The 21,301-nt window shown below is 58.6% G+C and carries 16 protein-coding genes and 2 pseudogenes; 10 read left to right on the plus strand and 8 right to left on the minus strand.

The window, feature by feature from the left end:
- Positions 1-237 precede the first annotated feature (237 nt).
- A complete protein-coding gene (gene apbC / locus AC07VR_RS25215; RefSeq protein ID WP_494992022.1) occupies positions 238-1,332 on the plus strand; it encodes an iron-sulfur cluster carrier protein ApbC in 1,095 nt (364 codons plus the stop codon).
- Positions 1,333-1,424: 92 nt separating this feature from the next.
- On the opposite strand, the gene AC07VR_RS25220 is transcribed toward apbC, so the two are convergent.
- The gene (locus tag AC07VR_RS25220) at positions 1,425-2,183 is read right to left on the minus strand and encodes an SDR family oxidoreductase (protein ID WP_495012916.1); all 759 of its coding nucleotides are present in this window, start codon (positions 2,181-2,183) and stop codon (positions 1,425-1,427) included.
- A gap of 164 nt (positions 2,184-2,347) precedes the next feature.
- Between AC07VR_RS25220 and AC07VR_RS25225 the strand changes: the two genes are divergently transcribed.
- The 9 genes and pseudogenes from AC07VR_RS25225 to AC07VR_RS25265 all read left to right on the plus strand — a co-directional run bounded on the left by AC07VR_RS25225 (position 2,348) and on the right by AC07VR_RS25265 (position 8,887).
- Positions 2,348-3,079: a HugZ family pyridoxamine 5'-phosphate oxidase gene (locus tag AC07VR_RS25225; RefSeq protein ID WP_495012917.1), complete on the plus strand. Its 732-nt coding sequence runs from the start codon at positions 2,348-2,350 to the stop codon at positions 3,077-3,079.
- A gap of 65 nt (positions 3,080-3,144) precedes the next feature.
- Positions 3,145-3,618 (plus strand): FxsA family protein, encoded by a 474-nt coding sequence (locus tag AC07VR_RS25230; protein ID WP_494992025.1) that lies wholly within the window; start codon positions 3,145-3,147, stop codon positions 3,616-3,618.
- A gap of 256 nt (positions 3,619-3,874) precedes the next feature.
- The gene (locus AC07VR_RS25235) at positions 3,875-4,168 is read left to right on the plus strand and encodes a co-chaperone GroES (RefSeq protein WP_047532658.1); all 294 of its coding nucleotides are present in this window, start codon (positions 3,875-3,877) and stop codon (positions 4,166-4,168) included.
- A gap of 48 nt (positions 4,169-4,216) precedes the next feature.
- Positions 4,217-5,860: a chaperonin GroEL gene (gene groL, locus AC07VR_RS25240; protein WP_495012918.1), complete on the plus strand. Its 1,644-nt coding sequence runs from the start codon at positions 4,217-4,219 to the stop codon at positions 5,858-5,860.
- Positions 5,861-6,080: 220 nt separating this feature from the next.
- Complete coding sequence (gene colR / locus AC07VR_RS25245) at positions 6,081-6,764, plus strand: two-component system response regulator ColR (RefSeq protein ID WP_489071723.1); 684 nt, start codon at positions 6,081-6,083, stop codon at positions 6,762-6,764.
- Positions 6,754-8,034 carry a sensor histidine kinase gene (locus AC07VR_RS25250; RefSeq protein ID WP_494992027.1) on the plus strand — a complete coding sequence of 427 codons (1,281 nt, stop codon included), beginning with the start codon at positions 6,754-6,756 and terminating at the stop codon, positions 8,032-8,034. Before colR ends, AC07VR_RS25250 begins: the two co-directional genes overlap by 11 nt.
- Positions 8,035-8,114: 80 nt before the next feature.
- A pseudogene (locus AC07VR_RS25255) lies at positions 8,115-8,386 on the plus strand (SAM-dependent methyltransferase); the annotation flags it as partial.
- 82 nt (positions 8,387-8,468) lie between these two features.
- Positions 8,469-8,660, plus strand: a pseudogene (locus AC07VR_RS25260) (lipopolysaccharide kinase InaA family protein); the annotation flags it as partial.
- Positions 8,660-8,887, plus strand: coding sequence for a hypothetical protein (locus AC07VR_RS25265; RefSeq protein WP_494992028.1), 228 nt, complete (start codon positions 8,660-8,662; stop codon positions 8,885-8,887). The pseudogene AC07VR_RS25260 and the gene AC07VR_RS25265, both read left to right, overlap by 1 nt.
- A 60-nt stretch (positions 8,888-8,947) precedes the next feature.
- Here AC07VR_RS25265 and AC07VR_RS25270 read toward each other — a convergent pair whose 3' ends face one another.
- The 7 genes from AC07VR_RS25270 to AC07VR_RS25300 form a co-directional block, all read right to left on the minus strand.
- Positions 8,948-11,971 carry a multidrug efflux RND transporter permease subunit gene (locus tag AC07VR_RS25270; protein WP_495012919.1) on the minus strand — a complete coding sequence of 1,008 codons (3,024 nt, stop codon included), beginning with the start codon at positions 11,969-11,971 and terminating at the stop codon, positions 8,948-8,950.
- 14 nt (positions 11,972-11,985) lie between these two features.
- The gene (locus AC07VR_RS25275; RefSeq protein ID WP_495012920.1) at positions 11,986-13,137 is read right to left on the minus strand and encodes an efflux RND transporter periplasmic adaptor subunit; all 1,152 of its coding nucleotides are present in this window, start codon (positions 13,135-13,137) and stop codon (positions 11,986-11,988) included.
- Positions 13,138-13,287: 150 nt separating this feature from the next.
- Positions 13,288-14,385, minus strand: a complete 1,098-nt coding sequence (locus AC07VR_RS25280; RefSeq protein WP_495012921.1) for a DUF1513 domain-containing protein — start codon at positions 14,383-14,385, stop codon at positions 13,288-13,290.
- Between the two features lie 14 nt (positions 14,386-14,399).
- Complete coding sequence (locus tag AC07VR_RS25285; protein WP_495012922.1) at positions 14,400-15,464, minus strand: imelysin family protein; 1,065 nt, start codon at positions 15,462-15,464, stop codon at positions 14,400-14,402.
- Between the two features lie 41 nt (positions 15,465-15,505).
- Positions 15,506-16,933, minus strand: a complete 1,428-nt coding sequence (locus AC07VR_RS25290) for a di-heme oxidoreductase family protein (protein ID WP_495012923.1) — start codon at positions 16,931-16,933, stop codon at positions 15,506-15,508.
- A gap of 296 nt (positions 16,934-17,229) precedes the next feature.
- Complete coding sequence (locus AC07VR_RS25295; protein WP_494992034.1) at positions 17,230-18,573, minus strand: imelysin family protein; 1,344 nt, start codon at positions 18,571-18,573, stop codon at positions 17,230-17,232.
- A gap of 285 nt (positions 18,574-18,858) precedes the next feature.
- Positions 18,859-20,910 (minus strand): putative bifunctional diguanylate cyclase/phosphodiesterase, encoded by a 2,052-nt coding sequence (locus AC07VR_RS25300; RefSeq protein WP_494992035.1) that lies wholly within the window; start codon positions 20,908-20,910, stop codon positions 18,859-18,861.
- Positions 20,911-21,301 lie beyond the last annotated feature (391 nt).

A 21,301-nucleotide genomic window follows, 5' to 3' on the forward strand; every position in this document is an offset into this window, starting at 1 on the left:
GCTGGCGAAGCCTGCGTCCGGGCGCGTAGCGGTCGTAAAACCTGAATCCCGGTTCCTTCAGGAAAACCGGGATCAACAAATTGCGACTGCTACGCAGCCGGACGCAGGCTTCGCCAGCTGCTACAAGTTATATGTTCGGCTATATGATCCTTGTCTCATCCTGAAAGCATGCCGTCATAGCCATAGAACAGGTAGGATAGCCCCCTGATTTTCACAGTCTTGCTATCGGAGTTGCCCATGAGCGCAGTCAATCGCGCAGCGGTGGAAGCCGTCCTTCGCCAATACACCGACCCTTATCTGAACCAGGATCCGGTCAGCGCCGGTTGTGTCCGCGCCATCGACGTCCAGGGTGATCGCGTCACCGTTGAGCTTGAACTGGGTTATGCCGCCGGACTGTTCAAGAGCGGTTGGGCGCAACTGTTGCAACTGGCCATCGAAGGTCTGGATGGCGTGGTGACGGCCAGGGTCGACGTCACCAGTGTAATTGCCGCGCACAAGGCTCAGGCGCAGATTCCGGGTCTGGCCAACGTGAAAAACGTGGTGGCGGTGGCTTCCGGCAAGGGTGGCGTGGGCAAGTCCACCACTGCGGCCAACCTGGCGCTGGCGCTGGCGCGCGAAGGTGCGAAGGTCGGGATTCTCGACGCGGACATCTACGGACCGAGCCAGGGCATCATGTTCGGTATTCCGGAAGGTACCCGACCGAAGGTCAAGGATCAGAAGTGGTTCGTGCCGATTGAGTCCCACGGCGTCGAGGTCATGTCCATGGCCTTCCTGACCGACGACAACACACCGATGGTCTGGCGTGGGCCGATGGTTTCAGGCGCGTTGTTGCAGCTTGTGACACAGACAGCCTGGGGTGATCTGGATTACCTGGTTATCGACATGCCGCCAGGCACCGGTGACATTCAATTGACCCTGGCGCAGAAAGTCCCGGTGGCCGGTGCGGTAATCGTCACGACGCCGCAGGATCTGGCACTGCTGGATGCGCGCAAGGGCGTGGAGATGTTCCGCAAGGTCAACATTCCGGTGTTGGGCGTCGTGGAAAACATGGCCGTGCATATCTGTTCGAATTGCGGTCACGCCGAGCACTTGTTCGGCGAAGGCGGTGGCGAGAAGCTGGCCGCGCAATACGGGGTCGAGCTGCTGGCTTCGCTGCCGTTGTCGATAGTGATCCGCGAACAGGCCGACGGTGGCAAACCGACGGTCATTGCCGAACCTGACAGTCAGATCGCCATGGTCTATCAACAACTGGCACGTCACGTCGGTGCGCGGATCGTTTTGCAGGAAGCCGATGCGCCGGCGATGCCGAGCATCACCGTCAGCGACGATTAAATCGCTTCTGTAGGAGCTCGGCTTGCCGGCGATGGCGTACTCAAGCCCGCTATCGCCGGCAAGCCGGGCTCCTACAAGATCGTGATTTGATTTCAGATGCGCAAACCGCCATCCAATTCCAGGATCCGGCCGGTGTAGTAGTCGTTCTCGAAGATGTAGGCCGCCGAGTGGGCGATCTCATCAGGCTTGCCCATGCGCTTGAGCGCAATACCCGACGTCATTTTCTCCAGCGCTTCGGGTTTCATGCTCAGGGTCATCTCTGTTTCGATAAAGCCTGGCGCGATACCCGCGACACGAATCCCGTAGCGCGCCAGTTCCCTGGCCCAGGTCACGGTGGCTGCGGCGACACCGGCCTTGGCGGCGGAGTAGTTGGTCTGGCCAACGTTACCAGCGCGGGAAATCGACGAGATATTGATGATCGCGCCTTGAGTCTTCAGCTCAACCATCTTCGCCGCCACTTCGCGGGTGCAAAGGAAAACACCGGTCAGGTTGACGTCGATCACCGCCTGCCATTGAGCCAGGCTCATCCTGGTCATTTCACCGTCCTTGACCTTGATCAGCAGGCCATCGCGCAGGATTCCGGCATTGTTGATCAAACCGTGAATCGCGCCAAAATCTTCGGCTACCCGAGCGACCATGTGGGTCACTTGTTCTTCATTGGCGACGTTGCAAAGATAAGCCCGGGCTTCGACGCCGGCGGCCTCGCAGGCAGCCACAGCCAGATCGAGCTTTTCCTGGTTCAAGTCGACCAGTGCCAGCTTCGCGCCCTTGGCGGCGAAATACTCGGCCATGGAACGACCTAAACCCTGGCAACCGCCAGTGATAATGATTACTTTGTCAGTGAGTTGCATTCGCGTGCCCCTGGTAGCAGGTCAGAGTGGTTTCCTTCTACAAGGCCTCTCCTGCGCGCGTGATGTGGTTCGGCTGCATATGAGAACTGCCCCCGTTGGCGTTGCTGGAACTTTGCTCCAGGCGCCTGTCCATTTTCGACGGATTCTATATAAGGAGTCATAAATTGAGCATTGAAGCCGCTAAGCATGCACGAGAACTGCTGCTCAAGGAATACCGCGGAGTGTTGTCGACGCACTCGAAGGCCATGCCCGGTTTTCCTTTCGGCTCGGTGGTTCCTTACTGCCTGGACGAGCAGGGGCGGCCGCTGATCCTGATCAGCCGGATTGCCCAGCACACCCACAACTTGCTCAAAGATGCCAAATGTTCACTGCTGGTAGGCGAGCGTAAAGCCGAAGATGTACAAGCCGTCGGCCGCCTGACCTATCTGGCCGAGGCCGAAAAACTCAGAGAACCCGAGGTGATCGAGGCCGCCGCCGAACGCTATTACCGCTATTTCCCGGAGTCGCGCAACTATCACAAGGCCCATGACTTCGACTTTTGGGTCCTCAAACCGGTCCGCCATCGCTACATCGGTGGCTTCGGCGCGATTCACTGGGTCGATCAGCTCACCCTGGCCAACCCTTTTGCCGGCAAGGCGGAAGCAAGTATGGTCGAACATATGAACCGCGACCACGCCAAGGCTATCGCCCATTACGTCGAGTTGGCCGGATTGCCGAAAACCGTACCGGCACAACTGGCCGGAATCGACACCGAAGGCATGCATTTGCGCATCGGTCAGGGGCTGTACTGGTTGCCCTTTCAAGAGCCTTGTAATACCCCGACACAAGTTCGCGAAGCCTTGGTTTCTCTGGCTCACGCCGAGCATTGGCCAAAGAATGAAGATGCCGATGCTTGAATTCACGAAATGGCGACGTCATCTAATGTGAACTGGAAGGCACTCTTCCGTTGAGGAACCATTTGATGCGCCCTTTTTTGTTGCTCTTTCTGCTGTTTCCGGTGCTAGAGCTGTTTGTGTTTGTCAACGTCAGCTCCGCCATCGGCTTCTTCCCGGCGTTGCTGTTGATCATTCTCGGCTCGATGCTGGGTGTCGTGGTGCTACGTGTCGCTGGTTTGGCAACGGCCCTGCGGGCACGTGAAAGCCTGAATCGCGGCGAATTGCCGGCTCAGCAAATGCTCGAAGGCCTGATGATGGCCCTGGGCGGCGGTCTGTTGATCTTGCCAGGTTTCATCAGCGACGTAGTTGGCTTGATCATGCTGCTGCCGATCACTCGCCGGCTGCTGGCCAACAAGATGCGTCAACGTGCCGAGGAACAGGCGATTCGTCAGCGTGCCTTTGCCGAGGACATGCAGGCTCACGGCGGGCCGACTCCAAAGCCGCCCCTGGGACGCCAGCCGAACGTGATCGAAGGTGAGTTCGAGCATCGCGATTCGTAACGGGTTTTACGTGTCGGCATGGCACCTTCGGGTGCCATGTTTGTTTTCAGGCAGATGCCAGGCGTAAAAAAATTCGCTCATCAGCCCTTGTAATAAGCTTATGCGCCCTTATCTAACGTTCACCGCAAGGTTTCTGGTGGTCACGCCAGACAGACTTCCGCGGTTCGCTTGGCGAGCCGCAACCGGCACCGCCGGATTTGCTAACCTGCCGGAATAGACACCGGCCGATGAAAACCACAATTAGGAGAGATCGACAATGAAGCTTCGTCCTCTGCATGACCGCGTCGTCATCCGTCGCAGCGAAGAAGAAAAGAAAACCGCTGGCGGTATCGTTCTGCCAGGTTCGGCTGCCGAAAAAGCCAACAGCGGTGAAATCCTCGCTGTAGGTACCGGCCGCGTGCTGGACAACGGTGAAGTACGTGCGCTGGCCGTGAAAGTGGGTGACAAGGTTGTGTTCGGCCCTTACTCCGGCAGCAACACTGTGAAAGTAGACGGCGAAGACCTGTTGGTAATGAGCGAGAACGAAATCCTCGCTGTTATCGAAGGCTGATTCCCGCTCAATTTCCCGCTACTACAAAGTATTTAAGGAATAACGATCATGGCTGCTAAAGAAGTTAAATTCGGCGATTCCGCCCGTAAGAAAATGCTCGCCGGTGTCAACGTCCTGGCTGACGCAGTAAAAGCGACCCTGGGCCCTAAAGGCCGTAACGTGATCATCGAGAAGAGCTTCGGCGCTCCGACCATCACCAAGGACGGCGTTTCCGTAGCCAAAGAAATCGAGCTGAAAGATCGCTTCGAAAACATGGGCGCGCAGCTGGTCAAAGACGTTGCCTCCCGTGCCAACGATGACGCAGGCGACGGCACCACCACCGCTACCGTTCTGGCTCAATCGATCGTCAACGAAGGCCTGAAAGCCGTCGCTGCCGGCATGAACCCGATGGACCTGAAACGCGGCATCGACAAAGCGACCATCGCTATTGTCAAAGAGTTGAAAGCCCTGTCCAAGCCTTGCGCTGACACCAAGGCCATCGCTCAGGTCGGCACCATCTCTGCCAACTCCGACAACTCCATCGGCGACATCATTGCCGAAGCCATGGAAAAAGTCGGTAAAGAAGGCGTGATCACCGTTGAAGAAGGCTCGGGCCTCGAAAACGAACTGTCGGTTGTTGAAGGCATGCAGTTCGACCGTGGTTACCTGTCCCCGTACTTCGTCAACAAGCCAGAGACCATGACTGCCGAGCTCGACGGTCCGCTGATCCTGCTGGTCGACAAAAAGATTTCGAACATCCGTGAACTGCTGCCAGTACTGGAAGCCGTTGCCAAAGCCGGCCGTCCACTGCTGATCGTGAGCGAAGACGTTGAAGGCGAAGCCCTGGCGACTCTGGTTGTGAACAACATGCGCGGTATCGTCAAAGTGGTTGCCGTCAAGGCTCCAGGCTTTGGTGACCGTCGCAAGGCCATGCTGCAGGACATCGCTGTCCTGACCGGCGGTACCGTTATCTCCGAAGAGATCGGCCTGAGCCTGGAAAGCGCTACCCTGGAACACCTGGGTAATGCCAAGCGCGTAGCCGTGACCAAGGAAAACACCACCGTCATCGACGGTGCCGGCGTTGAGGCTGATATCCAGGCTCGCGTTCTGCAGATCCGTCAGCAAGTGGCTGATACTTCTTCGGACTACGACCGTGAAAAACTGCAAGAGCGTCTGGCCAAGCTGTCCGGCGGCGTTGCAGTGATCAAGGTTGGCGCTGGTTCCGAAGTCGAAATGAAAGAGAAGAAAGCCCGCGTTGAAGACGCCCTGCACGCTACCCGTGCAGCCGTTGAAGAAGGCGTGGTACCTGGCGGCGGCGTGGCACTGATTCGTGCTCTGCAAGCCATCAGCGAACTGAAAGGCGACAACGCTGATCAGAACGTCGGTATTTCTGTACTGCGTCGCGCTATCGAATCGCCACTGCGTCAGATCGTTGCCAACTCCGGTGACGAGCCAAGCGTAGTTGTCGACAAGGTCAAGCAGGGTTCGGGTAACTTCGGTTACAACGCAGCCAGCGGCGAATACGGCGACATGATCGAAATGGGCATCCTCGACCCTACCAAAGTGACTCGCTCTGCTCTGCAGGCTGCGGCGTCCATTGGTGGCTTGATGCTGACCACCGAAGCAATGATCGCTGATGCTCCAGATGACAAACCAGCTGCTGGCGGCATGCCAGACATGGGCGGTATGGGTGGCATGGGCGGCATGATGTAAGCCAGCCTTACCCTGTACAAAAAAGCCCCGCCTGCGATAAGCAGGCGGGGCTTTTTTATACCCGCTGACTCGTCCTGAAATAGTTTTACATCTGTTTCAGGACTAGACAGTTTTGCAAGGTCCATGTCCAAAGACGTCAATGACAGCCCTAGCCGTGAGTCATACTTGGCCTTAAGCTGCGCGAGCCAAGATGGCCGTTACTGTGTACGGAGGAGTGCCCATGCGAATTCTATTGGTTGAAGACAACCGCGATATCCTGGCGAATCTGGCCGACTACCTGGGGCTTAAAGGCTATACCGTGGATTGCGCGCAAGACGGCTTGTCAGGCCTGCACCTGGCGGCGACCGAGCACTATGACTTGATCGTGCTCGACATTATGTTGCCAGGTATCGACGGCTACACCCTGTGCAAACGGCTGCGTGAAGATGCTCGTCGCGATACCCCGGTGATCATGCTCACCGCTCGTGATCAACTGGATGATCGACTGCTGGGCTTCAAGTCCGGCGCCGATGATTACCTGGTGAAACCCTTTGCGCTGTCTGAACTGGCGGCGCGGATCGAGGCGGTCATGCGTCGTGCTCAAGGGGGCGGGCGACGGACTTTGCAGGTGGGGGATCTGAACTACGACCTCGACACCCTCGAGGTGACCCGCGAGGGACGTTTGCTCAAGCTCAATCCTGTGGGCCTCAAGTTGCTGGCGGTGCTGATGCAAAAGAGTCCTCACGTGCTGCGTCGCGAGATTCTTGAAGAAGCCCTGTGGGGCGACGACTGCCCGGACAGCGACAGTCTGCGCAGCCATGTTCACCAGTTGCGTCAGGTGATCGACAAGCCATTCGCCAAGCCGCTGTTGCAGACGGTGCATGGTGTCGGTTATCGCTTGGCCGAGGGGCGTGATGGAGTTTAAGCAGAGCCTTGCGCAACGGATCATCATCGCCTTTGCGTTGATGAGTGCATTGGTTGCAGGGACATTCGCCCTGGGCATCGTGGCAACGGTGCATCTGGTTGAAGCGAAGTTGATTTCATCAGTCCTGGGCGGTGATCTGCAGCGTCTGCTGTTGATGGACAGCATCGAGGACTGGAGCCACCGGCCGGAACCGGATCAGCTATTTTATTTCAGTGGCGGGCGTGGCGATTTTGAATTGCCCAAGGATTTGCGCAGCCTGGATGCGGGGTTTCACGAAGTATTTCGTGAGCATTTGTCGTATCACGCCATAGTCGAGATCGTCGACGGCAGGCGGTATGTGTTGCTGCAGGACCAGAGTGGTTTTGAAGACCGTGAACGGGTGCTGTTCGCAGTGGTGCTGGTGGGCTTTGTGCTGAGTCTGGCGCTAGCGGTGTTTCTTGGCTGGATCCTGGCGCGCAAGGTAATGGCACCGGTGGTGCGGCTGGCTCGCCAGGTTCGTCATCGCGATCAGTTGCTTGGCCTCGCGCCGCCATTGGCACCTGATTATGCCGCCGATGAGGTGGGTGAACTGGCGGTGGCCTTCGACGCTACCTTGGGGCGTTTACGCCAGGCGCTGAGTCGTGAGCGTCTGTTCACCAGCGACGTCAGTCACGAACTGCGCACTCCGCTGATGGTGTTGGCCAGTTCCTGCGAATTGCTGCTGGAAAATCCCTGCATCGACCAGCGTGGTCGCGCCCAGGTCGAGCGGATTGCCCGCGCCTGTGAAGACATGCGCGAGCTGGTCCAGACCTTCCTGATGCTGGCGCGTGCCCAGCGCGAAGATGCCAGCATGTCGCCCCAGCTGACCTTGAGTCGGGCAGCCGAGGATCTGATTGGTTTGTGGCGTGAACCCATTGAGGCCAAGGGGATTGAGCTGATCTATGACCCCGACAAACCGCTGGATACCCGCTATAACGCAACGTTCCTGCATGCGGTGATGGGCAACTTGTTGCGCAATGCGCTGCATTACACTGACAGTGGTTTTATCCGCCTGACCCTGGAACCTACCGGCTTTGTGGTAGAGGACAGCGGTGTGGGGATTCCCGAAGAAAAGCGCGAGGCGATGTTCGAGCCGTTCGTGCGTGGCAACGAAAAGCGTGGCGAGGGCCTGGGCCTTGGTCTGTCACTGGTGCAGCGTATCTGTGAAAACCAGGGCTGGAGCGTCAGCCTCAGCACAATGGAACCCAATGGCTGCCGGTTCCACGTCGAGCTGAGCCAGGCCAAAGTCTGATTTTTTGTCATGCCCCGGGTTCTTCGGGGCACGCGTTTACCGCAGTTGTAATCGGGTAGCAGCCCAATGCTATCTCCTGTCGGCTTGCCCTGCTGCTGGCGTTTCAGCGGGTTACCCGCGACAGCGTCATTATCTCTCGTTGGGTCGATGGCAACTTCAAGGCCTGGAAACGTAAGCGCATGGTGCAAAAGAGCAAGCAGGAAGCCGGGCAGCAAGGTTACCAAAATCGTTTTGTGCTATCGGCAGCTACGTAGACGAAAAATTCAAGCGAGCCGGCTTTCGCGTTCAGGAACATTTGGGCTTTTTCCCGCTCTACGCCATGTGGCGAATTCATGTATTACGCAAGAAGTAACAGGATGGCAGTGGAAGATGCATCAGAAATGGACGTCGCTCCTGAGGCGCGTTTCGACTATTTCTGGAGCCAGCGCGGGTAGGGTGAGGCCGCCACAGTCGAGGTGGCTTTACTGGATCTGGAGAAGTGCCGGCAACGTTTGACCCGTAAACGTGCTGCCCTCCACGACATGAAACAGCTACGCCGCCATTCGTCGTGGGGCCCTACAGACTGGCAGAAACTCAGCTATTTTTATACGACGGCGTTTGGCAGCGCTATCAAAGGTTTAGAGTAATGAAACTGGAAATTGCGCGAGGTTTGTTTTTAGCAGGAGCCTTGGCAGTTATTTCTCTGGCGGTGGCTGTTTGGGAGCAGCCACGCACCAAAGTTCTCAGTGCAGCGCACAGCGACGCGCATTGTCCCCTGCCTCGGGTAGCAAAGGCATCAGTTGCAACCAGCCCCGACAGTGATTTTTTGCTGTTCATGTTCGGTCTTTCTCAAGGAAAGAGGCCACAAAGTTGAAGAGAATAAAACCCAAATAAAAGGCCTCGCATTGCGAGGCCTTTTATTTTCGGTTGTCGATTATTTGTCCGGCCTGGCCAGCAGGGTGTAAATACAAGGCAGCACGAACAAGGTGAACAGAGTGCCAATCGACATTCCAGTAGCGATCACCGTACCGATATCGAAACGACTGACGGCGCCTGCACCGGTGGCGATGATCAACGGCACCATGCCGAACACCATCGCCGCGGTGGTCATTAACACCGGTCGCAAGCGAATTGCCGCAGCTTCTTCTACAGCTTCTCGAGGTGACAGCCCCTTGTTCTTGCACAACTGGTTGGCAAACTCGACGATCAGGATGCCGTGCTTGCTGATCAGGCCGATCAAGGTCACCAGTCCGACCTGGGTATAGATGTTCATGCTCGACCAGCCAAGGAACAACGGGATCAGCGCGCCGCAGATCGACAGGGGGACTGTCATCAGAATCACCAGCGGATCACGGAAGCTCTCGAACTGTGCCGCCAGCACCAGGAAAATGATCGCCAGCGCCAGGGCAAAGGTCACCCACAGTGCACTGCCTTCCTGAACGAATTGCCGGGAAGAGCCACCATAATCGAAGGCATAGCCCGCAGGGGCTTCTTCCCGGGCGATCTGCCGTATGGTTTCGATGGCTTCGCCCATGCTGACGACGGGAACGCCCGAGATCGTCGCCGAATTGAGCTGCTGGAACTGATTCAACTGTCTTGGGCGGGCACGGTCGGTGATGGTGATCAAGGTCGACAGCGGCAGCAGTTCACCCTTGGCATTCTTTACGTAGTAGTTGCTCAGCCAGTCGGGATTGTCGCGGTAGGCTCGCTCGACCTGGGCGATGACCTTGTAGCTGCGGCCTTCGATAGTGAAACGGTTGATTTCCGCTTCACTCAGTAATATCGCCAGGGTGCCCCCCAGATCTAGCATCGAAACCCCCATTTGTGCTGCCTTGGCGCGGTCGATATCGACCACCACTTCAGGCTTGTCAAAGGCCAGATCGATGTCGAGAAAGGCGAACTTGCCGGATTCCAGTGCGCGCTTTTTCACTCTATTGGCCACTTGCAGCAGTGATTCGTAATCGTTCGGGGTGTTGACGATGAATGCGAACGGCAAGCCCTCACCGGTACCCGGCAAGGACGGCAGGTTGAAGCCGAACACCTGAAGCCCGGTGACGGCAGCGAGCTTGCGTTGAACCTCCGGGAGGATTTGCATCTGGGTCCGGTGGCGTTCGTTCCACGGTTTTAGCAGGAAACCCCCGATCCCTGATTGCACGCCGTTGAAGCCATTGATCTGGAACGATGAGTAGTACTCGGGAAATTTCTTGAAGATCGCAAGGAACTCATCGGTGTAGGCGTTGAGGTAGTCGAGGTTGGTCGGTTGCGGCGCGTTGGCTATCATGAAAATGACGCCCTGGTCCTCATTCGGTGCCAGTTCGGACTTGGTGAATTTCAGCAGAACCGGAATCAGGCACAGGACAATCACCGCGAACACCACCACCACCGGCCGCGTATTGAGCGTGCCATGCAGGATGCTTTGATAGTGGCGTTTGAGTCCTTCAAAGATCATATCCAGACGATGGGACAGGCCTGAGGGGTTCTCATCGTGGCGCAGGAGCAGAGCGCACATCATCGGCGAAAGGGTCAGGGCGACGATCCCGGAGATCACCACCGCACCGGCCAGGGTCAGGGCAAACTCCTTGAACAACGCTCCAGTCAGGCCTGTGAGAAAACCGATCGGCGCGTAGACCGCGGCCAGCGTAATCGTCATAGAAACCACCGGCATGGCGATTTCCCGGGCACCCTCAATGGCGGCGTCGAGCGGTGTCTTGCCTTCTTCGATGTGCCGGTGGATGTTTTCCACCACGACGATCGCATCGTCCACTACCAACCCGATGGCCAGCACCATTGCCAGCAGGGTCAGCAGGTTGATCGAGTAACCCATCAATTGCATGAAGAACATCACGCCGATCATCGACAGCGGGATGGTGACCACCGGAATCAATACCGAACGCAGGGAACCAAGGAACAGGAACACCACGACAATCACGATCAGCACTGCTTCAAACAGGGTTTTCACCACCTCATTGATCGATGCCTGAATAAACAGCGTGGCGTCGTAGGCGATCTCCGCTTTGAGGTTTGGTGGCAACTGGGACTCCAGCTGCGGCATGATCTTGCGCACTTCCTTGATCACGTCCAGCGGGTTGGCGGCGGGGGTGGCCTTAATGCCGATGTACACCGACGGAATGCCGCCGAAGGAGCTGATGGTGTCGTAGTTCTCTGCCCCCATTTCCACCCGTGCCACATCGCTGAGCAGTACCCGGCTGTCGCCGTCGATTTTCAGCGGGATGGCGGCGAAGGCTTCGGTGGATTTAAGCTCGGTATTGGCGTTGATACTGGTGACCACGTATTCGCCTTTCACCTCGCCAGCCGCCGAGAGAAAGTTGTAACGGCGTACCGCATCGGCCACGTCATTGGCGCTGAGGCCGTAGCCGGCAAGTTTGACCGGGTCCAGCCACAAGCGCATGGCGAACACCTGGTTGCCGAGAATCTTTGCTTCGGCCATGCCCGGCAGCGTCGCCAGTTTGGGCTGGATCACCCGCGACAGGTAGTCGGTGATCTGCGGGTTGTTCAGGTCCTTGCTGAAGAAACTGATGTACATCAGCGCCGAGGCGCCCGCAGCCTCCTTGCTCAGCACCGGGTCTTCGGCGTTCTGGGGCAGTTGGTTCTTGACCTCGTTGGCCTTGGCCAGCAGCTCGGTAAACAGCCGGTCGCTGTTGGAGCCGATTCGCGCGTAGATCGAAATCACCGAGAAATTCTGGCGACTGACCGAGGTTATGTAGTCGATGCCTTCGGCACTCGCCAGGCTCTGCTGCATCGGTTGGGTGATGTAACCCTGGATGGTCTCGGCGTTAGCCCCGGGGTAGGCGGTGGTCACCGTGATCAGGGCGTTTTCCATTTGCGGATACTGGCGCAGCGGCAGCTTGCTCCAGGCCTGGAAGCCCAGCAGCACAATCAACAGGCTGACCACTGTGGCGAGTACCGGGCGGCGGATGAACGGATCGGTAAAAGCCATGGGGGATTCCTTGATCAGTAGGCGCGAGGCTGACTGGTCTGCTCGGCTGGCAAGGTCTTGTCGGCGCTGATGGCGATATGGGCGTCGTTGTCCAGTTTGATCTGGCCGGCGCTGACCACTTGTTCGCCGTTCTGCAGGCCTTTGGTGATGAGCACCAGCCCGTCGCGGTGCTCGCCGGTTTCGACAAAGCGTCGCTCGGCGATCAGCACCGGTTGCCCTTGGGCATCTTTCTCGACGCTGCCGTCGGCGGCTTTTTTCTGTGCAACCACAAACAGCGAATTGCCATAGAGGGTGTAGGTGATCGCGCTTTCCGGCACCACGATCTTCGGTTGTGGATCCGGCAGCAGGACTTGCAGGCTGGCGAACATACCCGGTAGCAACTTGCCGTCTGGATTGGCCAGGGTCGCGCGCACCAGTACATTGCGGGTGGTATTTTCGACTTTTGGGTTGATTGCGCTGATGGTGCCGGGGAAGTTCTGCGTCGGATAGGCCGCGACGTTGACCTGAACCGGCTGGCCAAGGGCTATTTTCGGTACCGACTGTTCCGGTACGTAAAAGTCGACGTAGAGGCTGCTCAGGTCCTGCAAGGTGGCGATTACTGTGCCGCTGGGCAGGTAGTCGCCGACATCCACCTGACGAATACCGATGGTGCCGCTAAAAGGCGCGACGATGTGTTTTTTCTCCAGCGAAGCCTTGAGTTGATTGACCGTGGCTTTGTTCTTTTGCAATTGCGCCGTGAGCCGGTCGAATTCACCCTTGGAAATTGCCTGGCTGCCCACCAGTTGGCTGCCCCGGCCATAGTCGAGCTGGGCCAGACCGAGGTCGGCCTGAGCGGTTTCCAGCAGGGCACTTTCCACAGCGCTGTCGAGTTGTACGATAGGTTGACCGGCATTGACCTTCTGCCCGGACTGGAACTGCACGTCCTTGACTCTCCCGGCGATCTCCAGACTCAGGTTGACCCCTTGCAACGCCTTGAGGGTGCCAACCGTCGGCAGACGGTTTTGCCATGGGCGCTCAGTCGCGGTGGTCACAGCCACACTCACCGGAGGTTTCGGTACGGAGAACACCCGGATCTGCTGATAGGTGGAGAAGGCTTTGTAACCTGCGAGCAGCAGAACGATAAGCAGGACAATGCCCAGCATGATCAGCATGCGGCGACGCAGCATGTTCCGCTTCCTCGGAAAAATAGCTGAGAACGATGAGGTCTCGGGCAGATTACTCCGACTAGGGTGGTGATTCCAGACTCGTAGCAGCTGGCGAAGCCTGCGTTCGACCGCTACGCAGCCGAACGCAGGCTTCGCCAGCTGCTACGAGGGTTAGATCAGATGCAGGTGGTTGTCCCAGAGCCCTGCAGGTAGCTCAAGGGGCTTTGCAACAAGCTGTGGCTGCCGACAATCGTAGAAACGGCAACGTCCCTGACCCGACGTGACGACAAAACCATCGGCCACCGCACCGACCCCGGCGCAGTCTGGCAAAGGCGCATCGAGGCGCACTTGAGCAGTGTCCAGATCCCAGATAAAGAAGCGGTTGCCCCGCGGCGCAGTGAGGGCGACCAGACGCAACTCGCTATGCACGGCGACGCTGGCGGTGTAGTGCCCCATCGCCTGCAACTGGTGTTCGGCGACCGGGAAGGCGACGAAGGGCTGACCGGGGCGCTTGATCGCCAGCAGTTCGGAAGATTCGTGGGCGTCGCCCATGAACTGTTGGCCGGCGACGATGGTGCCGTCGCTGGCAACACCCAGGTGGCGCACGCTGTTCATCTGCTGGGCGAGGGTTTCCTTGCTCAGCAGCGTACCGTCGCGCTGCATCAGCACCAGGCTTGGCTGCATGGCGTTGAGGTTCATCTCGACCCGGCTTTCGGCCTCGGTACGGATTCCGCCATTGGCCACCACCAGGGTTTCACCATCGGGCATCCACGACACTTGATGGGGCCCGATGCCGTGGGTAGAAATCTCTGCGCTGTGCATCAGTCGCTCACCTTCGAATTTGTACACGCCGAGCAGGCCGCGACCCGGATCGGTGGTGTCGTTTTCGGTGGCGTAGAGCCAGTCGCCGCTCTTGTGAATCACTGCGTGACCGTAGAAGTGCCGGTTCGGTTGTGAGGCGAGCGTTTGCAGCAGCGTGCCATCCCGAAGATCGATCAAGTAGCTCTCGGTCCCGGGGCGACGGGCGACGAACAGTGCAATCGGCAGCACAGGATGATTGATGATGTCATGGCAACGCTGACCGACCCGGGTGGCGAACACCCGGGTGCCGTCCAGACGATAACCGACGGCATAGTGCTTGCCGTCGCCATCGTTGCGCGCCGAGAGCAGCAAAGGAGTTTTGTCCTTGTGCCGAAACAGCGTCCAGCCGCCCAGCGTCACTGCGCCAAGCAGCAAACTGCCTAAAGTAAGAGCCTGGCGTCGTAGCATGGAACTTACCCTCATCAGTCACCGTCGTTGGCGTTGAAGCCCAGCTGGATACCCAGCGCCTTGGCCAGATCGCTTTCGTGCAGGCGGTGGACGACATTGAGACTGTCGTAAAGATCATTGAGCTGTTGGTGACCGGCGTCGTCGGTCAGCATCTCGGTCAGTGAACGCTGGTTACTGGCGAACAGTTTCAAGGAAGCGGCGTAGGCAGCATCGATCTTGTCGGCCAGCGGTTTCTGCTCGCTCGGCAACAGGCCGCGCAGGCCCTTGTTGTCGACACCGACCCAGACGGTTTGGGCGGCAGCGAGGCTGGCTTCCATGCTTTGCAGGGAGGAATGGCTGCGCCAGGCATCGGCCTGGAACGGCTGCGCGAAGCCCTTGCTCTGGCGACCCATTGGCGTGCCGAGTTTTTTCTTCAGGGTGTCCAGTGCGGTCACTTGAACCCGCAGCAGATCGGCGACCGCTTCGTGGGAGTCGGCGTAACGCTGATTCGGGAATTTGCTCAACTGCGCGAGCATGCCGTCGTTGCTGTTCCAGCGCGACAGGATCTCTTCGGCGAGGAGTTTCTGACGCTCGCCAATGGCCTTGAGCAGTGGGCAATAGCGGGCTTTCTGCGCGCTGTCGGCCATGTCGACCTTGCTGTCGAACAGAACGTATTCATAGGCCGAGAGGCCTTGCACGACAACGCTGGATTTGGCCAGAGCGGCGGCATCGATCTGTGGCTGCGCGGTCACCAGTTGCTCGACCTGACGGCCGACCAGATTCTTCTTGTCCGGCCAGAACTGCACCTGCCAGGAACGGTTACCCTCGGCCAGCGGGCCGATCAGCAGCGGCTGCAACTCGGCCCAGGCTTTTTGTGCGTGGAGGAAATCGGCGCGAGCGGTTTCCAGGCTTTCCTTGCCTTCACAGAAAGCCAGCGCACTGATTGCCAATTGGCGGTCGGCGTCGACCCAGCGGCTGTAGCTCGGCAGGATCACTTGCTTGGCGATGGCCGCCGAGGTGACTGCCTGTGGGTCCTGGGGCGAGCAGGCACCCAGGGCGAGCGCGGCAAGGCTGGTGAACAACAGTTTGGGACGGAACATTCGTGCTCCCTTCTTTTGGGGGAAAACTTATGGAAAACGCGTTATAGAGAATTCAGGAATGCCAGCAACGCGGCGCGTTGCTCGACATTGAAAGCTAAAACCTGTTGCTGAGCCGCCTGGGCTTCGCCGCCGTGCCAGAGAACGGCTTCGAGCAAATTACGGGCGCGGCCGTCATGCAGGAACTGGGTATGGCCGCTGACCGTCTGCGTCAGGCCGATGCCCCACAACGGCGGCGTACGCCAGTCGCGGCCAGTGGCCTGGAATTCGGTGCGATTGTCGGCCAGGCCGTCGCCCATGTCGTGCAGCAGCAAGTCGCTGTAGGGGCGAATGACCTGATTGGCCAGCTCAGGCTCTGCGGCATTCGCGGCAGTGGTGAATTTCGGTATGTGACAGGACTGGCAGCCCGCCTGATAGAACAGGCTTTTACCGGCCAGCACTTGCGGCGAGCTCACATCGCGGCGGGCCGGAACGGCGAGGTTGCGGCTGTAGAACAGCACCAGACGCAGGATGTTGTCGCTGACCTCCGGCTCGCCGTCCGGGCCATTTCCGTTGGGGGCTTGCAGGCAGGCGATTTGTGCTGGGGTGCAATCATCAACCGGTCTCAGGCTGGTGGTCAGGCCCATGTCACCAGAAAACGCGTGAGCGTTTTGTTGATTGAGATTGGGTTGGCCGGCTTTCCAGCCAAAACGTCCGAGAACGGTTTTTTGTTGCGCGTCATCCCAGACCCAGTTCGGTCGCCCGGCGATGCCGTTGCTGTCGTCGTCTCCCGGATCGGCATTGTGCAGAATCGCCGCATCGGGGATGGCTTCGAGCAGACCGAGGCCAATCATCGGCGGAGCTATGCGTGCAGAGAAACGCGTGTCCGGGTGCATCGGTCCGTAGCCGAGCCGGGTGATTGCAAGCCTGGGTTTACGCAACTCGACCTCGGTGCCGTCCTTGAAACGAACCGGCACGGGGTCGTAGTCGACCCGCACTTTACCTTCCGGCGCGACGCCGGGTACCGCCATGTCTTGAAACTGTCCGCCGTAGACTGGCTCCGGCACGACACCGAGCTGCTCGATGACTTTGGCGTAGGCGGGGGCGTTGGGGATCGACAGACGTACCAGCATCGACACCGCGTTATCCGAGTCGGGTGTTGGCGGGTGACCGCGACCGTCCTTGATGTGGCAGTTTTGGCAGCCGTTGGTATTGAACAACGGACCCAGGCCATCGCGGGCGGTAGTGGTTGACGGGGCGATCACCCACGGGCTGCGAAAGAAGCTGTTGCCGACGCTGAAATCCAGACGTCGGGTGGGTGAAAGATTGGCCGAAGGCAGGGAGAAGGCGTTCTGATCGGTCTTGCTCACTGTCGCCCTGCCGCCCGAACGCGCTTCACCGGGCTCGGCCTTGGTGAAATGCGGAACGTCATCGCAGGCGCTCAGGCCCAGGGCCATGAACAGAGCGGACAAGCGAAGAGACAACGAGGGCATCAGACATCCTGCAAGACGAGCAAAACAAGGGCGCAAAGTCTATCAGGGTAGGGGAGTTTGAATAAGAGGGATTAGCGTTTGGTTTTATGTGGGGCAGGTTTTACCTGGAGACCGAGTCACGGCCATCGCATTACCCTGTGGGAGCGAGCTTGCTCGCGATGGGGCCATCAGTGCCAACATTGATGTTGAACGTGCGACCGCTATCGCGAGCAAGCTCGCTCCCACAGTGGTCTGCGTCAGGCAGGGACAAAAAAGGCGACTCGAAAGTCGCCTTTTTTTCACTCAGCCAGCGGTGATCAGAACTCGTGATCAGCGTTGTCCGGGTTCAGGTCGCTGATGCCCAGTTTGCCGGCCGCCTGTTCGATCGAGCCGGTCTGCTTGACCAGGGATGCAATGGCGTCGCGAACGATCTGATTGCCGGCAGTGTTGCCTGCGGCGATCAGTTGGTCATAGTGCTCACCCTTGTTGGCGTGATCGACCATAACCTGGATTTTGGCTTCGGTCGCAGCCAGATCGGCCTTCAGTGCGGTGTCGGTTGCCGGGTCGATTGCCGCCACCAGCGAGGACAGGCTGGCGCCAGTCATCTTGGTGCCGTCTGCGCGGGTGTATTCACCCAGGTAGACGTTGCGAATGCCTTTGGCATCGTAGAAGTGCGAGTTGTGGGTGTTGTCGCTGAAGCAGTCTTGTTCGTCTTCCGGGGAGTTGGCTTCCAGGGAGACCTTCATGCGCTCGCCGGCGAGTTCGCCGAGGGACAGGCTACCCATGCCGAAGAGCATTTTGCGCAGGCCGCTTTCGCCTGGCTCGGCTTCCAGGGTGGCGCGGTAGTTGTCGGCCACGTTCGGCTTCCAGTTACCGACCATTTCTTCCAGGTCGCTGACCAGCAGCTGGGTCACGGCTTTGAGGTAAGCGCGGCGACGATCATTGTGACCTCCAGTGGCGCCAGCGCCTTCCAGATAGTCAGAGGCCGGACGGTTGCCGGCGCCAGGGCCGGTGCCGTTCAGGTCCTGGCCCCAGAGCAGGAATTCGATGGCGTGATAGCCGGTGGCGACGTTGGCTTCGGAGCCGCCCAGTTCATTGAGGCTGGCGAGTGTTTGCGGGGTGATGTCTTTCACGTCGACCTTGTCTTCGCCGACCTGAACTACGGTGTTGGCGATGATGTTGGCAGTCGCGCCCGGGTTGCCCAGTGCGTGTTCGTAGCTCTTGTCGACGTAGTCGATCAAACCTTCGTCCAGCGGCCAGGAGTTAACCTGTCCTTCCCAGTCGTCGATGATGGTGTTGCCGAAGCGGAATACTTCACTTTGCAGATAAGGTACGCGCGCGGCGACCCAGGCAGCGCGAGCGGCTTTCAGGGTCTCGGCGTCAGGTTTGGCAAGGAACGCGTCGATCGCGGTTTGCAGGGTTTTCGCGGTGGATTCGGCATCGCTGAAGACGGCGAAGACCATGTCGGCGTAATGCGCAACAACGGCTTTGGTCGCGGCTTCGTCAACTTTACCAGTGGTTGCGGCAGCAGCAGGGGCTGCAGTGCTGGCGGCCGGAACAGGCGCTTGAGGAGCGGCAGCCTTGTCTTTACCTTCGCCACAACCGGCGAGGGAAATAGCGATGGCCAACAGACTGGCGGTAGCCAGAGGCATACGAATCATGGCGAACATCCTGCTTGGATAGGGGTGGACAGGCGCGGCGGGCGCGCAAAACTGCGACATAATGCGAAAGATTTGCATTATGTGTAAAGGGTCGGCGTTGGAAATATTTCTTATTCGCGCGCCTGCATATGACCTGTAGCAGCTGCCGAAGGCTGCGTTCGGCTGCGCAGCAGCCGTGAAATCAGGCATTGCGTTGTGTCAGGCTAACCGCGGCCTCAGGATTTACGACTGCTGCGCAGCCGAACGCAGGCTTCGCCAGCTGCTACAGGTCCGCGTCGGCGCGTGTTACAGGATGGTTGCGTTACTGCGTTGGGCTTGCTTCAAATAAGCGCTCAACTCCCGCGCGGGCAGGGGCTTGCTGTAGAAATAGCCCTGACCTTCGTGGCAGCCTTCGCAGATGATGTAGGCCTCCTGTTCAGCGGTTTCGACGCCCTCGGCGATCACCTGCATGCCCAGGCTCTTGCCCAATTGAATGATCGCCCGAACGATGGTGGCGTCGTCGTCGTCATCGAGCAGGTCCTGGACGAAGCTCTTGTCGATCTTGATCTTGTCCAGCGGCAGGCTTTTGAGATAACTCAGAGAAGAGTAGCCCGTCCCGAAGTCGTCGATGGCAATCAGCGCCCCGGAACGACGCAAACTGAGCAAGTGCTGGGCAGCAGTGCTGATGTCTTCCATCAAGCCCGTTTCGGTGACCTCCAATTCCAGGCTGCGTGGCGGCAGGCGATAGATTTGCAGCAGGTTGTTGACCACCCGTGGCAACTCGGCGTGGTGCAGTTGCACGGTGGAGAGATTGACCGCCATGCGCAAATCCATGAAGCCCTGGTCATGCCATTCGCGTAACTGGCGGCAGGCCTGATCCAGCACCCATTCGCCGATGGCGATGATCGTGCCGTTCTGTTCGGCCAGCGGGATGAACAGGTCCGGAGGCACCAGCCCGTGTTCGGGGTGCTGCCAGCGTATCAAGGCTTCGACACCGACTACGCGGTGATCGCGGTAGCTGATTTGCGGTTGGTAGACCAGATAGAACTGCTCGCGAGTGAGGGCTTCGCGCAGGTCTTTTTCCAACTCGCGTCGGCGACGCATTTCGCTGTCGACGCTGGCGATATAGAACTGGTAACGATTGCGCGAACGAGTCTTGGCCAGGGTCATGGTCTGCTCGGCTTTCTGTAGCAGCTTCTCGGTACTGTTGCCATCCTCCGGGAACAGCGTAATACCGATGGTCGCGCGCAGGCGAATCTCCTGATGATCGAGGGCGAACGCTGCTTCGAGGTCATCGAGAATGCTTTGTGCCAGCTCGGCGGCTTCGTAAGGCTGTTCGATATTGGCCTGAACCAGTGCGAACTGGTCGCCGCCCAAGCGGGCAAGGGCCCCCAGGCGGCCGCTGTGAGCGCGCAGGCGATCGGCCAGGGCGAGTAGCAATTGATCGCCGGTCTGGTAGCTGAATTGTTCGTTGATGCCCTTGAAGTCATCGAGGCCGACACAGAGCACTGCAACCCGCCGTTGCAGGCGGCCTGCATCCACCAGAATCTTGTCCAGTTGTTGCTGCAATTGCTGACGGTTTGGCAGACCTGTAAGGAAGTCGTACTGGGCCATGCGCAGCAGACTGTTTTCCGCTTCATGGCGCAGGTGGGTGTTGCGTTCGATCGAGGCCAGCAATTGATTGGCGGTGTTGATCCAGATGCCCAGCTCGTTTTTCTCGTGGCCCTTGAGCTGCGGAATCTTGTGTTCGCTAGGGCGGTCCGGGTTTATCTCGGTCAGGTGTTCGATTATTCGCGACAGGGGCTTGGTCAGCAGCCAGTGGTAAACCAGGTACAGCACCAAGCCCATGGCCAGGGCGCGAAGAACTCCGGAAATAAAGATGATCACCGAACTGATGATAAAGCCCTGGCCGTACGTCGCAGTGTCGAGGGTTATGCTCAGGTCGCCGTAATACTCGCTGTACGGGCCGCGGCCTACCAATTGGGTGGTAAAGGTGCGTTCCTGGCCCAGGATCAGGTCGGTCAACCAGCGGCTGGGTGATTGCTGCAGTTCGCGGTTCTTTTCCGCAAGCATGGTTTCGTTGGGATGGCCGATGGACGCCATCCGCACGGCGTCATCCTGAAACAGGCCTTCGATTACTTGCATGCCCATTTCCCGATCCAGGCTGTACACCGCCTGGGTCGATGGGTCGCGGAACATGTCGAGGATGCGCTGGGCATCGTTAGCCACCGCCTGCCGTGTCTTGTAGGCATCGAAAACGATTTGCGCGCAGCTCAGAACCACGCCGACGATCAATGCCGACAGCAGCACCACCCGGAGCAACTTCACCGACAAGCTGTTTTTGAGTTCCAGCTTCAAATGGCTTTTCCTTGTTCCGTGCGGGTAGCATCAAGTTGCCATGAGTATTGGCAATCCTGTGATGGCAGTCAAAGGGACAATCAAGCACAGGAGATTTCGCCTGTGTGCCAGGCCAAAATGCAGTTTTTGGCTTGTTCAGGCGATTAGTACTGTGTCGGTAGCAACCCTGTGCAACTTGAGGGGCGTGCGAGAATTTTCCCCGAGCTTTGATGTTAGCGCGCCATGGCGCAGGGGCAAGGGCAAATTGGATCCTTGTAGGAGCGAGCTTGCTCGCGATGGTCGTTAACGATAACGCGTGTTTTCTGAATAAACGCGTCGCCCTTCAGTCCATCGCGAGCGAGCTCGCTCCTACAAGGTGGGTGCAGTACTGCGGCAAATGGGTAGGTTTCTC

It is taken from the genome of Pseudomonas sp. GW821-FHT02H09 (assembly GCF_059421425.1).